Annotated in this window: 9 protein-coding genes; 6 read left to right on the forward strand and 3 right to left on the reverse strand. The window is 45.2% G+C overall.

Translation table 11 applies throughout. The annotated features are described in order from the left end of the window. Positions 1-306: 306 nt before the first annotated feature. From recN to ruvB, 3 genes are all read right to left on the reverse strand, one after another. On the reverse strand, positions 307-2,061 hold the full coding sequence (recN, locus tag QUA71_RS07125) for a DNA repair protein RecN (protein ID WP_333283641.1): 1,755 nt from the start codon (positions 2,059-2,061) through the stop codon (positions 307-309). A gap of 102 nt (positions 2,062-2,163) precedes the next feature. Beyond that, positions 2,164-2,727, reverse strand: a complete 564-nt coding sequence (locus QUA71_RS07130; protein WP_333283643.1) for a Uma2 family endonuclease — start codon at positions 2,725-2,727, stop codon at positions 2,164-2,166. Between the two features lie 12 nt (positions 2,728-2,739). Continuing rightward, complete coding sequence (ruvB, locus tag QUA71_RS07135; RefSeq protein WP_006634589.1) at positions 2,740-3,828, reverse strand: Holliday junction branch migration DNA helicase RuvB; 1,089 nt, start codon at positions 3,826-3,828, stop codon at positions 2,740-2,742. A gap of 74 nt (positions 3,829-3,902) precedes the next feature. On the opposite strand from ruvB, the gene QUA71_RS07140 reads away from it, so the two are divergent. From QUA71_RS07140 to QUA71_RS07165, 6 genes are all read left to right on the forward strand, one after another. Then, complete coding sequence (locus tag QUA71_RS07140) at positions 3,903-4,442, forward strand: hypothetical protein (RefSeq protein ID WP_333283645.1); 540 nt, start codon at positions 3,903-3,905, stop codon at positions 4,440-4,442. Positions 4,443-4,623: 181 nt separating this feature from the next. Continuing rightward, positions 4,624-5,475, forward strand: a complete 852-nt coding sequence (locus QUA71_RS07145) for an ABC transporter permease (protein ID WP_190656963.1) — start codon at positions 4,624-4,626, stop codon at positions 5,473-5,475. A 134-nt stretch (positions 5,476-5,609) separates the two neighbouring features. Beyond that, positions 5,610-7,022, forward strand: a complete 1,413-nt coding sequence (locus QUA71_RS07150; RefSeq protein WP_333283647.1) for an ABC transporter ATP-binding protein — start codon at positions 5,610-5,612, stop codon at positions 7,020-7,022. A gap of 15 nt (positions 7,023-7,037) precedes the next feature. Next, positions 7,038-8,537, forward strand: coding sequence for a methyltransferase (locus tag QUA71_RS07155; protein ID WP_333283649.1), 1,500 nt, complete (start codon positions 7,038-7,040; stop codon positions 8,535-8,537). Between the two features lie 42 nt (positions 8,538-8,579). Continuing rightward, positions 8,580-13,940: a glycosyltransferase gene (locus QUA71_RS07160; protein WP_333283651.1), complete on the forward strand. Its 5,361-nt coding sequence runs from the start codon at positions 8,580-8,582 to the stop codon at positions 13,938-13,940. Beyond that, positions 13,897-14,934, forward strand: coding sequence for a class I SAM-dependent methyltransferase (locus QUA71_RS07165; RefSeq protein WP_333283652.1), 1,038 nt, complete (start codon positions 13,897-13,899; stop codon positions 14,932-14,934). Before QUA71_RS07160 ends, QUA71_RS07165 begins: the two co-directional genes overlap by 44 nt. Positions 14,935-15,023 lie beyond the last annotated feature (89 nt).

Raw genomic sequence — 15,023 nt, forward strand, 5'->3', positions numbered from 1 at the left:
CTTTGAGCCGATCGCCTGCAGGAACATGAATGCGTACTGCTGGGAGGACTGCTGAAAGAGGGATGGCATTGTAGGACTATCGGCAATTGTGACACCACCAGTTGCTAGTGATGTGTGCCCTTCTCTACACAATTGTGGTTTTTAACTAGAATTTCTCTCAATTTTGCTGCTCTTAGCTTTCATCCCGTAACTAAACTCACGGGGCTTTCAGCTTTTTTTTGTAAAACTTGCGGTTGCCATTTTTAGTGTAACCTCCGGATCGGAAAAACTCCGCCTTTTAACCCCACGATCGGCTTGAGGGTCAGCTTAGGGTTTGGCAGACTGAGTTTGGCGCAATCCGGCGGCTTCGACAAGCAGGGATTCGGCGAAGGCGATGGCTTCTGTTGCTGAGCGGCCGCTGGCGAGTTGAGCCAGTTCTTCGCGCCGCTGCTCACTGTTGAGGGCGGCCACTCTGACTACTGTACGTTCCATTGGTTCGGAGTTGGCTGCGGGTTCCTCGATACTTGGTTCTGCTTCGATCGTCTGTTTGTTGACGCGAAAATGAAAATCAGCCATCGCAGCGATCAGCGGCTGGTGGGTAACGCAGAGAACTTGGTGTTTGTCGGAGAGTTGGTAGAGTTTTTTGGCGATCGCCCCGGCGACTCTCCCGGAGACTCCGGCGTCGATTTCGTCAAAAATCAGCGTACCGGCACTTTCTATTTGGGAAAAACAGGCTTTGATGGCGAGTAGAAAGCGGCTCATTTCTCCCCCGGAGGCGATCGCGCCCAGAGGTTGCAAAGGTTCGCCCGGATTGGGGCTGAAACAAAAGGCGATTTGGTCGGCACCGGTAGCGGTTGGGGTACAAGGCGAGATCTCGACTTGAAATTGCACTTTTTCCATTGCTAATGGCTTAAGTTCTCCTACGAGGTGCGTTTCTAGTTTGAGGGCTGCTTCGCGTCGCAGGGTGGTGAGGTGGTTGCAAGCGTCTTTTAATTGCTCTAAAGCGTTCTGATATGCGAGTTCTAAGGCTTCCATTGACTCGCCTCCTTCTAAAAGTTCGTTCAGTTCGTTTTGGATGCTTTGGTAGTAGGCGATCGCTTCTTTAAGCGGCCCGTATTTGCGGCAAATTTGTTTGAGTTCGCGAATCCGATCTTCTACTTCTTCGAGTCTTTCGGGATCTGCTTCTAATTGTTCGCCGTAGCTGCTAATTTGCCGGCTGGCTTCTGTGGCTTGAGCTAAAGCATCGCTGACCATTTCTAGGATTGGTTGCAATTGCACGTCGTAAACCGCCATGTCGCTTAAAATTACTTCGGCTTTGCTCAACAAGTCGGCGGCTGATGCGCTGTCGCCGTCGTTTTGGTACAGGGCTTGGTGGACTTGGTAACTCTGCTGCTGCAATTCGACGACGTGGCCGAGTCGGATTGATTCTTGTTCTAGCTGTTCGAGTTCGTCGGGGTCCTCGATGTGGGCTTCGCCGAGTTCTCGGACTTGGTATTCTAACAAATCAAGTCTTTGCAGTCGCTGCTGTTCCGACTGACGCCTGCGTTTGAGGGCTGTTTTGGCGTTGTTGGCTCCCAGCCAAGCGGAGGCGATGATCGATCGTGCTTCAGTAAGCTTTTTGCCGCCGTATAAATCGAGCCATTCTCGCTGGAGGGTTTCTTGTCCGAGGTGGACGGTTTGGCCTTGGGCGGTAATTTCGACCAGCCGATCGCGCAGTTGATCCATTAACTGGCGGTTGACGAGAATTCCGTTCAAGCGCGATCTGGTGCGTAGAGCACCGCTTGATGCGTTAATTTCCCGGCTGCAAACGGCTAAATTTCCGTCTATGGGTTCGATTTCTTGCTCGCCCAGCCACAAAGCTGCGGCTTTGTCCAATTCAAAGGTAGCTTCCAATATTGCCCGCGCTGCTCCGGTGCGAATCGAGCGGCGATCGACTTTCCCGCCCAACACTGCATCGATCGCATCTAGAATAATCGATTTGCCGGCCCCGGTTTCCCCTGTAAATACGTTCAAACTCGGGCCAAAATCTAGATCCAGGCAGTCAATTAAGGCAAAGTTTTCTATTCTGAGGGATATTAACATGGGGAATTTGGAATTTGGAAATTGGAATTGGAAATTGGAATTAGTAATTAGTAATTAGTAATTGGGAATTGGTAACAACTGTCAACTGGCAACTGACTTCGGCTATAGTTTCAACCACCCAAACAAATCTCCTACCGTCAGCCGCAATTCTGCTGCCCAATCTGGAACGGGCAACACTTCTTCGGGTTTTGCTAAAATTTCTGGTTGCTTTCCAGGGGAATAAATTAAGATCGAGCGCACCATCGGATCGATCAGCCAACCCATTTGAGTGCCGTTTTTCAGACAGTGTAAAATATTCCCAGTTACTTTAGTTTGACTCTGCCCTGGAGACAGAATTTCAATTGTCCAATCTGGGTAAGTTTCAAATACATTAGCAACATCCCCATTTTCATCAACTGGTATTCTTTCCCAAGTAAATACTGTGACATCTGGCACGATTGACCTGCCGTCAAAAGTACACCGCAATTCAGGAAAAGCTAAGGCAATTTTCTGAAGCTTAACAGCGACATTGATGGCTGGGACTAATTCACCTTGAATCCGGCTATGTTTTCCTTGTGGCCTAGGTTTTTGGATGATTTGACCGTTGATATATTCGCTAGCTGGTTCGGTTTCTGGCAGTTTTAGAAACTCGGACAAAGTTAGTGTTTTTGTTTGTATTTGTACCATTTTTTACTCCTTTTATTCCATAAAACCCAAATGTTTTCTAGCAGCAAGAGTTACCATTCTGCCCCGACTTGTCCGCTGCAAAAATCCGATTTGCATTAAGTACGGTTCGTATACATCCTCAATGGTTTGAGTATCTTCTCCTGTCGAAGCTGCGAGAGTTTCTAAACCCACCGGCCCACCGTTAAAGTTCTCAATCATTGCTGTCAAAATCCGTCGATCTGTCCAATCTAAACCCAGCGGATCGACGTTGAATAATTCCAGGGCTAGTGAGGCCACTTCGGCATCAATTGGCTTTAAGTTTTTGACTTCGCTGTAGTCTCTAACTCGCCGCAGCAAACGGTTAGCGATCCGGGGCGTTCCGCGAGCTCTGCGGGCAATCTCTATGGCTCCTTCAGGAGTGATTTTAGTGTCGAGAACTTGGGCGGTTCTTTGGACAATTAGACTGAGTTCGTCTATTTCGTAGTAGCGCAATCTTTGGATCAAGCCGAAGCGATCGCGCAATGGAGATGTCAGGGACCCGACTTTTGTGGTTGCTCCTACTAAGGTAAAGGGTTTCAGGGGAATGCTGCGGATTTTGGCACTTTTGCCTTGACCGATCGTAATATCTAAGCGGCAGTCTTCCATCGCCGGATAGAGGATTTCTTCTGTAACTTTAGATAAGCGGTGAATTTCGTCGATAAACAGCACGTCGCCTGCTTTGAGGTTGATCAGCAATCCCACAATATCTCGCGGTTTTTCTAAAGCTGGGGCGGTGGTGATTTTGCATTCAACTTCCATTTCTGCTGCTAGAATTAGCGACATTGTGGTTTTGCCCAACCCTGGCGGCCCGTAGAGTAACAGGTGATCCATCGGTTCGCCGCGAGATTTTGCGGCTGCAATTGCGATCGCCAAAACTTCTCTCAAGTCTTTTTGCCCGATGTATTCAGCTAACCGCTGGGGTCGGATTTTGTCGTCTTGTTTGCTGTTGATTTCGTCGGGTAGTTCTTGCGATTCTAGCAGCGATTCCGCCTCGGGTTTGGCCACTTTTTTGCGACGGGCCGGGGCTATGTCTTCGGGTAGATTTGGGTCGGGGGGCTGTTGTTTGGAGGAGATAATAGCCATATTTATTTGCGATCGGGCAGCGGGAAGTGTTTACAATTGTTGTTAGCAGAATCTTTAAAATTATTGAGTTCGTTATGAGTATTCCATCTTCTTTATTAGCATCGGAAAGCATAACTTTTGAGGGGGCGATCGAGCTGACTCAATCTTTACTGTCGTTCATTGAGGCTAATCGACTTTTACAAGCCGACATCCAGCAAGCTGTTACATCTCTGGTGAAAACACAGAACGGTGCTAGGGGTTTTTTTGTCACCTATCTAACGGATGATCGACAGGAGGCAGATCACCCGTCACCCGGAGTAGTCGAGGCGCTGCGATCGGCTCCTGAGATCGTAGCAGAACTGCTGGTGAAAAATTTGGCGATGTCGGCGGCAATGGTTGTGCATCATTCGCGCCAGCAAAAGCAGGAAATGGCGGCCGATTCTGCTAGAGTGCAGGAGCGATCGCGCAATTTAATTCAAATCCTGCAAATACCAGCCTGTCAAACTATAGCGTCGCAAATGCTAGAAAGTTTGCAGAGTGCCAACGGCAAGTATGAAAAATTTTTCCAGCGGTGGGGCTACGACGACGAGCAAAAACTAGCGATGGGTTCGGCAGTTCGATCGGCGATCGGCTAAAATAACCTCCGAAGGAAGAGGAAAGAAGAAAGAAAGAAGAAGCCGAAGCTAGGGTGGCAGATCCTTGATCAAAGCGGCGGGGCTGTGGAATAATTGCGGTTTAACAAAAGCTGCACAATTGTAGCTTGAGTTGATTTAGGTGTGAAGCTAGTGAACGAGGGCGAAAAAATTGCTGAGAACGGTGAAAGGAGTTGCCCAAAAAGCCCGAAGGGTGCGCGGCAGGCTGCCCGCAATTACGCCCCGGCGGTGGGCGAAGCTGAATCTGCTGGCAACATTGGTGCGCCGGGACTTGGAAGCTCAATACAAAGGCTCGATTCTGGGCAATTTGTGGCCGCTGCTGAATCAGCTATCGCAATTGGTGATTTACACATACGTATTTTCGATCGTCCTCAAGGTAAAGCTCAGCCTTGCAGGCTTCCCGGAAAACAGCGACATTACATTTGGAGTCTGGCTGTTTGCAGGTTTGTTGCCTTGGAGTGCCTTCACCAGCGGTTTGATCAAGTCGGGAGTATCGGTGGTGGGGCAGCCGAATTTAGTGAAAAAAGTGGTATTTCCTCTCGGTTTGCTGCCGCTAGTGCCGATTTTTACAGCTTTTATTGAAAGTTCTCTGGGTTTAGCAGCTTTGATTGTGATAGTAGCAGTATCGTCGCAAAAGCTCAACGCTACTTTATGCTTACTGCCGTTGGTGTGGATACCTCAGTTGCTGATAACTGCTGGTTTGGGATATTTGACAGCGGGCTTGACTGTATTTTTGCGAGACATTCCTCAGACATTAGGTGTTATTCTAAATTTTTGGTTTTATTTGACGCCGATCGTCTACCCAGCATCAATCATCCCCCAAGAGTGGCGAGGGTGGGTATTTTGGCTAAATCCAATGGCCGCCATCTCGGAGGTTTATCGAGACCTCATACTGCTTGGAGAAGTGAAGCATTGGGGCGAATGGGGTGTCGCCACGCTGATTTCTGCTGTTATATTTTGTGGAGGTTTGGCGGTTTACCGGCGTTTGCGTCCCGCTTTTGCTGACGTGCTGTAAATTTGTGTGATATCTACAGTCAATCTAAAATCTAAAATCTAAAATCTAAAATCGATTGTGCTGTAAATATGTTTGAGATTTCAAGTCAATCTAAAATCTAAAATCTAAAATCTAAAATCGATTGACTGCCGCCAATGACAGAAAATGTAATTTCACTAAAAAATGTTTCCAAATGCTTTAAGCGGTACGATCATCCAGGAGACCGCTTAAAGGAAATTATTTACCCCAGCAAAAAACTGGCTGACGAATTTTGGGCCCTACACGACATCAATCTGGAAATTCCTCAAGGACAAACTCTGGGAATCGTCGGTCGCAACGGTTCGGGAAAAAGCACTCTCCTGCAAATAATTGTGGGGACGCTGACTCCTACCGCAGGAAGCGTGGAGGTTAAAGGGCGAGTCTCCGCTTTGTTGGAACTCGGAAGCGGGTTTAACCCGGAATTTACCGGGCGGCAAAATGTGTTTTTTAACGCTCAGTTACTGGGATTCAATCAAAAACAAACTGAAGAAAAATTTGACGATATAGCTGCTTTTGCTGATATTGGCGATTTCATCGAACAGCCAGTCAAGACTTATTCTAGCGGTATGTTTGTCAGGCTAGCTTTTGCTGTTGCAACTAGCGTCGAGCCAGATATTTTGGTGGTTGACGAGGCGCTTTCGGTGGGCGACGAAGCTTTTCAACGCAAGTGTTTTGCCCGCTTGCAAAGCATTCAGGAAGGTGGCGGAACAATTTTATTTGTTTCTCACGCTGCTACTTCTGTGGTGCAACTTTGTACGTCGGCGATTTTAATGGATAGCGGTGAATTGCTGCTGGCTCACACGCCGAAGGTGGTAATTTCTAAGTATCAAAAGCTGATTTATGCCGATCCGGATCAGGTTGTGGGGTTGAAGTCAGATATTCGAGCTCTGAACCAACTGACAAAACAGGAAAGTCAAGACCACCTTCAGGAGGCTAATTTAGAAAGCACAAAGAGGGAAGTTAAACCGGAGCAACATCTCTCTAAACCCAAGGAATATTACGATGAATTTTACGATCCGGGGATGATACCGTCGAATACGGTAAGGTATCCGTCTCGCGGAGCGGAAATTATCAACCCCCACATCGAGACGCTGAAGGGAAATGTGGTAAATCACTTGCTAGGCCGTCAAGATTATATTTATACTTACTCGGTCACTTTCTCGCGGTCAACTTCCAAGGTTAGGTTTGGAATGTTGATTAAAACGATAAGCGGTTTTGAGTTGGCGGGTGCTTCTTTGAAGGCTTCTACTCAGTCAGTTAGGTATGTGGAAGCGGGAACGACAATTGTAGTTAAGTTTCAGTTTAAATGTTTGCTGAATCCCGGGGTTTATTTTCTGAATGCTGGGGTTGTGGGAACGGTTGATGGAGATTTAACTTATCTGGATCGCTGCGTTGATGTGGCGATGTTTAGAGTTCAGTCTTGTACAGAGTCCTGCGGTAACGGCATCGTTGACTTGCTGATCGAACCGTGTTTAACTGTTGTTAATGCTGATTCTATAGTGAAAGAGCAGTCAACAGAGGTTATCTAAAATTCTGTAAAAACAATGAGCGATATCAATTTAGATTTAGTCGAAAATCCCGTAATCAAAGCATTTATTCAAGATCAAGCTAAGTTGCCCGAAAATTTTAAACTGAATATCTGCGAAGACGATGAAATGTATTTGTTCAGCTTGAAGAACGTCAAAGACGATCGCGATCGGGCTTTGGTGCGCTATTATTCGATCGGGCGTCGCATCTTGGATACGGTTAAACAAGTTGTGGAATGGCATTTTGGCAGTTTTGAAAATGTCCCCTCTTTTCTAGATTTTGCCTGCGGTTACGGTCGATTTACCCGGTTTTTGATTCAGGAAATGTCGCAGGAACAAATTTGGGTTTCTGATATTTATGCTAACGCGGTTAAGTTTCAAACGGAATACCTGGGCGTCAACGGTATTGTCTCAACGGGAGAACCAGAAAATTATTTAATTGACCGAAAGTTTGACTGCATTCTGGCTAATTCTTTTTTCAGCCATATGCCGGAAAAAACTTTTACAAGTTGGTTACAAAATTTGTATGATTTGTTGACTCCTAACGGCATTTTGATGTTCAGCGTTCACGATGAGTGTTTGCGTGCAGCTAATACAGAAATGCCGACCAAGGGTATTTTGTTTAGTCCTAAAAGCGAAAGTCAGTCTTTAGATAAGGAGGAATACGGCACAACTTATGTAACTGAAAAGTTTGTGAGAGAATGTGTCGAGAAAGTTAGCGGAGGCAAAGCTTTTGTTCACCGCCTCAAAAAAGGCATATGCAGGTTTCAGGATTTGTATGTTGTAACAAATGAGTTAGTTAGAGATTTTTCGGAGTTGAAATTCCATCATCATCCGGAAGGATATATTGATGTTGCTGCTTTTACGAATAAGGAAAATTTGTATCTGGAAGGATGGGTGGCTGATGTGAATTCCGGCGGTCGAGTTGAGGAGCTGCAAGTGCTGGTAAACGGCGAGGTTGTACAGAAGTGCGAGCCTTTTTACGATCGTCCTGATGTGGCTGGATATTTTGAAAATGATGGGGCTTTGCAGTCGGGTTGGAGGTGTTATTTACCAAAAAACACGGTGGCGCAGCAGGATGTGTTAATAGTCAAAGCAATCAATAACTATGGTTTAGAATGGATTCTGGAAACTTGCACTGTTAAATCGCTGCTTAACCAAAGGCAATCGCAGTCTTTGTTGGGGTCTACCCAGACAAAACTCAAATTACTCGAGACTCAGTTAGCCTCGGCTAAGATAGAAGGGGAGCAAAGCCAAAGTGAGTTAATGATTACTCAAACGAAGTTGGAAGAAACTCAAACTGAATTAGTTTTAGCTCAAACGCAGTTGGAGCAAACTCAAAATCACTTATTATCGGTGCAAATGCAGTTGGATAAAACAGAAAATGAGCTAATTAATTTTAAGCAAAAACTAGAGCAAGCGAACAGTCGGGTTTTGGCAATGGAAAGCAGCAAGTTCTGGAAGATCAGAAGCGCGTGGTTTCAAGTCAGGCGCTCCCTGGGCTTAGCGGGAGAGTAGCGAGTAAATTTGGTGTGGGAATTAGGGCGAGGGAGAGAAATTGTGAGTACAAATGACAGCAAACCGTCGGTTTTTATTGTTACCGGAATGCACCGTTCCGGTACGTCTTTAACAGCTTCTTTGTTTCAGAAAGTCGGGGTTGATATTGGCAAAAAGTTAGTGGGCCCGGCCGACGGAAATGTGAAAGGTCATTTCGAGAATGTTGATTTTGTGGAGTTTCACAAAAGTGTTTTGCGATCGCAGGGTATTGATGAACTCGGATGTACGTTTGAAAAAACGATTCCGGTAGCAGCGGAATACGTGGAAATCGCCAAACGCGCGATCGACCAAAATCAACAAACTCACAAACATTGGGGTTGGAAAGACCCGCGAACAGCCCTTTTTTGGGATTTTTGGCTGACTTTGCTCCCCGAAGCTAATTTTATCTGTGTTTATCGATCGCCCTGGGAAGTAGTCGATTCCCTTTACCGCCGGGGAACCGATGTCAGCTTGCTGCAAAATCCCGAAATGGCAGTAAAAATGTGGATTCACTACAATCAAAAAGTTTTAGAACTTTACGAACGTTTCCCCGATCGCTGTCTCCTAGCCAATGTTTACCCCATCGGCAACACTCCTGAACTTTTCCTCGATCGAGTCAACGAAAAATTTAATGTTAACTTAGGTGCCATACCGGGCGACAATTTTGAAGAATCTTTATTAGTCAACGATATTGTCAAAAGTCACAGACCGAGTTTAATAGAAAAATATTTTCCCGAAGCATTAGAACTATATGAACTTTTGGAAACCCAAGCTGGCAATCTCAGCAGCGAATCGAAAGGTGCGATCGATCAAGTTATTCATTTCCCAGCCTCTCCAGGCTGGCCATTTGAAGATTGGCTAAAAATCCGCTTACTGGAAAAACAGCAAAAAATTAGGTCTTCCGAACTCAAACAGTGGCAAGAAGAATTTCACCAGGCCCAGGCGAAAGTGTTGGGATTAGAGACAGAATTAGGAGCAACTCAAGTACAGCTTGCAGGCAAAGAATCAAATTTTCAAGAAGCTTTAGCAAAACTCCTCGGATTAGAAACAGAATTAGGACAAACTCAGGTACAGCTTGCCGGCAAAGAATCGCAATTTCAAGAAGCTTTAACAAAAGTCTTAAAATTAGAAGCAGAATTAGGACAAACTCAGGTACAGCTTGCCGGCAAAGAATCGCAATTTCAAGAAGCGTTAGCGAAACTCTTGGGATTAGAAACAGAATTAGGACAAACTCAGGTACAGCTTGCCGGCAAAGAATCGCAATTTCAAACAGCTTTAGCGAAAGTATTAGAATTAGAAGCAGAATTAGGGCAAACTCAGGTACAATTTGAAGAGACTGAATTTATATTGCAGCAAAAGTTAGCTGAGTTACTTCAGTTAGAAACAGCACAAAGTCAAACTCAGGAAAAATTAAAGGATACTCAGGAAAATTTAGAACAAGCCCGCCAGGAAAATGAAAAATTTCGTGCAGAACTTGCTATAATTAAGTCTTCAATATGGTGGCAAGTGAGAGAAAAGTTGTGGGAAGTTCAGCGCAAAATCCGCGACTTGTTCCCTAAATTTATTTTTTCGTTAGATCAACCCACTACTTGGCAAGTTTGCGATTCCCACCTGCTAATTGTCGGCTGGGTTTTTCACCAAAAAAGAGAGACTACAGCAGTCCGGGCCAGAATTAAAGACCAGAGTTTCGCAGGCGTTTACGGCCTAGACAGAAGTGATATAGCGCTCGCACACTCTAATATTCCGGCTGCGAAGAAATCAGGTTTTACAATTCAATTGGAAGCGCCTGCCGGACGGCACGAAGTGCTACTGGAAGCGCAAGATGAGCGAGGTAAATGGCATTTGTTGGCAGCTTATCCGTTGTTAGTTTCAACGATTCAAGCATCGTTAGATGTACCGGTGGTGTGGGAACAGCGTCAGGGTCAAATTTTGTTTGCAGGTTGGTGCTGCCACCACGATCGCAAAATTGCTAAATTAAGCTTGTTGTGCGGCGATACTTCTGTAGAATGCGCCTACGGTTTGCGGCGAAAAGATGTCGGCGAAGTCTTCCCCGACTGGGTTAACAGTTCGGAAAGCGGTTTTGAGGCCCTTGTCGATTTGCCTCCGGGCGAATGGCACGTTTCTCTGCAAGCTGAGTTAGAAACCGGGGAAATTTTGTCTTTTCAAGCGCCGAAAATATTGACTGTGCGGCGCTACCATATTTGGCAGCGAAGTGCTGATAAATTTGAGGAGTTATCAAGGTTTACAGCCGCAATCCAGCAGCGGGCGAGGGAAAGAAAACAGCGTCTGGGCAGGATTGTGCCGATGCCTTGGGAAATTGTGAAAGTGCTCCGCCAGTTGGGGAAGATTTACCGACAGCAAAAACAGTTTACTGCGCCGGGAGATTTGCTGCCGCCTGCGGGTTTTGTGGTGCCTCAACCCATTGATAGATATGACGCATGGCTGGGTGTGAATCAGTGGAACGATCGCGCGCGCGATTACTTAATTTCTCGGTTAAAATCCTGCCGGGAACCCCTGCCAAAAATTTCGGTAGTAATGCCAGTTTACAACCCGCAGATAGATTTTCTCGAAAGTGCGATCGACAGCGTAATCAATCAAGTTTATCCAAACTGGGAACTCTGCATTGCCGACGATTGCAGCACCGATTTCACTGTTGCTGACACTTTGAAAAACTGGGTTCAAAAGGACGATCGTATCCGCATCACATTTCGTACAGAAAACGGCAACATCAGCGCAGCCACCAACAGCGCCGCCGCCCTCGCAACAGGCGACATCATCCTGTTTTTAGACAACGACGACGAACTCACTCCCGACGCATTAGGCGAAGTCGCCTTATATTTTGCCTCACATCCAGCCACAGATTTTCTCTATTCCGACGACGACAAAATCGACACTAAAGGTCGCCGCTTCGCGCCGCAATTTAAACCGGAATGGTCGCCGGAACTGCTGCTTTCCTATATGTATCTCGGTCATTTGTGCGCCGTGAGAAGACACATTTTTGAACAAATAGGCGGTTTGCGGATAGGTCTTGAAGGCTCGCAAGATTACGATTTTGCATTGAGAGCAACCGAAATTTCTCGCCACGTCGCGCACCTGCCGTTAGTGCTGTATCACTGGCGAACCGCACCCGGTTCTACAGCCATATCTGGGGCCGCGAAACCTGCCAGTTTTGCCGCAGGTCAAAAAGCCATTCAAGATGCACTAAACCGTCGCCAAATTAACGGCAATGTCGCTCAGCACGCATGGGCGATTAAAGAAAATTTGGGCATATTTTCCCAGGATTTCCCGGATAATGGCCCATCAGTAACGCTAATTATTCCTACTAAAAATCAGCTTAAATTGCTGAAAGCCTGTCTGGATTCTCTAGAAACTACCACATATAAAAATTATCAAGTTGCCGTCATCGACAACGAAAGCGACGATCCTAAAACTCTAGAATATTTAAAGCAATTAAATTGCCAAGTTTTGCATATAAAAAATCCTGGTGGCAAGTTTAGTTTTGCAGCAATTAATAACCGCGCTGCCGAACAAGTTTATAGCGAATATGTGTTGTTTTTGAACAACGATACTGAAGTAATTAACCCGCGCTGGCTGAGTCAAATGGTGGGATACGCTCAAATCCCTGGCGTGGGTGCAGTCGGCGCGAGGCTGTTATATCCCGACGGCAGAATTCAGCACGCGGGCGTAATTCACGGGCTGCATCACGGCTTGGCTGGTCACGCTTTTAAGCTGATGAACAGCGACAATCGAGGCTATCTGTCTCAAGCGATGGTAACGCGAAATTACTCTGCGGTAACAGCCGCTTGCACGATTACTCCGCGTCAATTGTTCTTAGAATTGGGCGGTTTTGATGAGGAGAATTTTGCTGTTGCTTACAATGATGCAGATTACGGATACCGACTGTTAGAACGGGGTTATCGGTGCGTATATTGTCCCGATGCGGAGTTGTTGCACAAAGAGGGAACTTCTAGGGGTTTTACCGACAATCCTCAAGAAGTGGCGGCTTTTAGACGCAAGTATGCGGGGAAAAAGGACAGTTTTTACAGTCCTCACTTGTCTTTAGAAGATGAGTATTTTCATATTCAACCCCGACGGGTTTTTATGAAGGAAGAAGGAAGTTCGGCCACGGATTCTGTAACGGATGTAACGGATGTAACGGATGTCAGGAATAAGGAAGAATTAGAATTTGCTGAGTGTGGTTTGTTATCAGTAGCAAACAGTTCTATCCACCCTATCAAAGTTTTGATGTGCAGCAATTCGCTGGATTTCACTGGTGCGCCGCTGCATCAGTACGAAATCGCGGTGAAATTGGCGGCTGAGGGTGTGATTAAGCCGATCGTACTTTGCACAACAGAGGGGCCTCTGCGTCAAGCTTACCAACAGCAGGGAATTGAAGTAATTGTGCGCGACAATCCTCTCGAACACATCTACCAGCGCGATGCTTATGATGAAGCCATCCGCAGTTTTAGCACAGAAATTGCAAGTTTAAAAGTAGATACAATTTATGCCAATACTTTAGAAAACTTTTTTGTAGTTGATGCGGCGCGCCAAATCGGAATTCCTGTGGTGTGGAACGTCCACGAAAGCGAACCTTGGCAAACTTATTTTAACAGGTTTGGTTCTGAGATTGCGGCCAGAGCTTTAGAGTGTTTTCGCTTTCCTTACAAGGTAATTTTTGTGGCGGATGCAACGCGGGACAGGTATTTGCCTCTCAACAGCCACCACAATTTTACGGTGATTCACAACGGCTTAGATTTGAGCAAACTCGAAAATTCGCAGAATTCTGAATTGGCTAGAAAAACTTTAGGTGTTGCAGCGGAAGATGTGGTTATTTTGCTGCTGGGAACGGTATGCGAACGCAAAGGCCAGCAGGATTTAGTTAAGGCACTTTCACTTTTGCCGGACAAATGGCACAAAAAAATTAGGTGTTTTATTGTGGGCGATCGCCCGAGTATTTACAGCAATAAATTAGCCGATTTGGTGGGGGAATTGCCAGAAGAGTTGCGGCAAAGGGTGACAGTAGTCCCAGAAACTGGAGAGACGGCCAAATATTACAAAGCGGCTGATATTTTTGTTTGCACTTCTCGCGTTGAAAGTTTTCCGAGAGTGATTTTGGAGGCGATGGCTTGCGATTTGCCAATTATTACAACGCCTGTTTTTGGAATTAGAGAACAAGTGCGGCCGGGAATTAATGGTTTGTTTTATACGCCCGATCGTCCGGAGGAATTAGCAGCCTCATTGAATAGTTTATTGGAGGATAAATATTTGCGTCAGCGATTAGCAGAAAATGCTAAATATGTGTTAGAGTCGTTGAATACTTTTGCAGAAATGACTGAAGCTTATGGTCAATTTTTTAGAGAAGCTTATTTTACTCCTAAAAACTAATCGTTCAAGATTCAATGGTAAGAAAGTATGGCGTAAAATTTCGAGCATCAGGGAAGAGAACACCTCAAATGAATTAACAGCTAAAATTTACTGGGAGACTAACCCAACAGCCGCCATTGGGAAGCAGGGTTACTGGTTGTCTAATCCGATTATTGAAAAAGCTATAAACCATCGGCTGTCAGGTGGTAAGACTCAAGGTTACTGGCTAACCTGGTTAATCAATAATTTTTTCAAAAAGCGACGGTTTGATAACCTGTTGTCTATTGGTTGTGGTGTGGCAAATCACGAAATCTTGAGGGATAAATTAGGATTTGTCAATCAAATTGATGCCTTTGACTTTTCAGAAAAATCTTTAGAAATTGCTAGAAAAGATGCTGCCGCAGCAGCAGTAGAAATTAATTGTTATCAAGACATTTTTAATTCATTTAGTATTGATGATAAAAAATACGATATAGTTTTTTGCTCAGGTTCGCTGCATCACGTCATAAAACTAGAACGATGTTTATCAATTCTTTGGAAATGTTTAAAACCAGATGGATATTTTATTGTCACTGAATACATAGGAGATTGCTACAATATATATAATCAAGCTCAATTGGATTTGATTAATCGCATTTACAAATGTTTTCACTACACGCTAAGGTCTGGAACAACTGAAATATTTTCGAGTCCAACTATTGAGAAAGTATTTACGAGAGACCCTTCAGAAGCAGTCCGGTCAAAGCTGATACTTCCGTTTTTAGAATTCTACTTTGATGTGGAAGTCTTGAATCTAGCCGGTGGAGGGTTGCTTCACGAACTTTACCCTTTGTTAGATCACGATCAACTTTCAGACGGAGAACCCAAGAGTGAAACGATCGTCAAGTTATTGCTTGACATTGAACAAATCTTAATGGCTGTACCCGGAGGACTATTAAGCGATTTTTGTTTGTGTATTCTGAGACATAAAAAACCAAAAACAGAGGATAAATATTTGCGTCAGCGGTTAGCATAAAATGCTAAAGATGTGTTAGATTCATTGAAGATTTTGGCAGAAATGACTCAAACTTACGGTAAAATTTTTCTAGAAGCTTATTTTATTAA

It is taken from the genome of Microcoleus sp. MON1_C5 (assembly GCF_036701875.1).
GTDB lineage: Bacteria > Cyanobacteriota > Cyanobacteriia > Cyanobacteriales > Microcoleaceae > Microcoleus.

Excerpts from the sequence above, each read along its gene's own strand:
- ruvB (WP_006634589.1), bottom strand. The coding sequence starts at position 3,828 with ATGGCTATTATCTCCTCCAAACAACAGCCCCCCGACCCAAATCTACCC.
- QUA71_RS07155 (WP_333283649.1), top strand. The coding sequence starts at position 7,038 with ATGAGCGATATCAATTTAGATTTAGTCGAAAATCCCGTAATCAAAGCA.
- QUA71_RS07130 (WP_333283643.1), bottom strand. The coding sequence starts at position 2,727 with ATGGTACAAATACAAACAAAAACACTAACTTTGTCCGAGTTTCTAAAA.
- QUA71_RS07140 (WP_333283645.1), top strand. The coding sequence starts at position 3,903 with ATGAGTATTCCATCTTCTTTATTAGCATCGGAAAGCATAACTTTTGAG.
- QUA71_RS07165 (WP_333283652.1), top strand. The coding sequence starts at position 13,897 with ATGGTCAATTTTTTAGAGAAGCTTATTTTACTCCTAAAAACTAATCGT.
- recN (WP_333283641.1), bottom strand. The coding sequence starts at position 2,061 with ATGTTAATATCCCTCAGAATAGAAAACTTTGCCTTAATTGACTGCCTG.
- QUA71_RS07150 (WP_333283647.1), top strand. The coding sequence starts at position 5,610 with ATGACAGAAAATGTAATTTCACTAAAAAATGTTTCCAAATGCTTTAAG.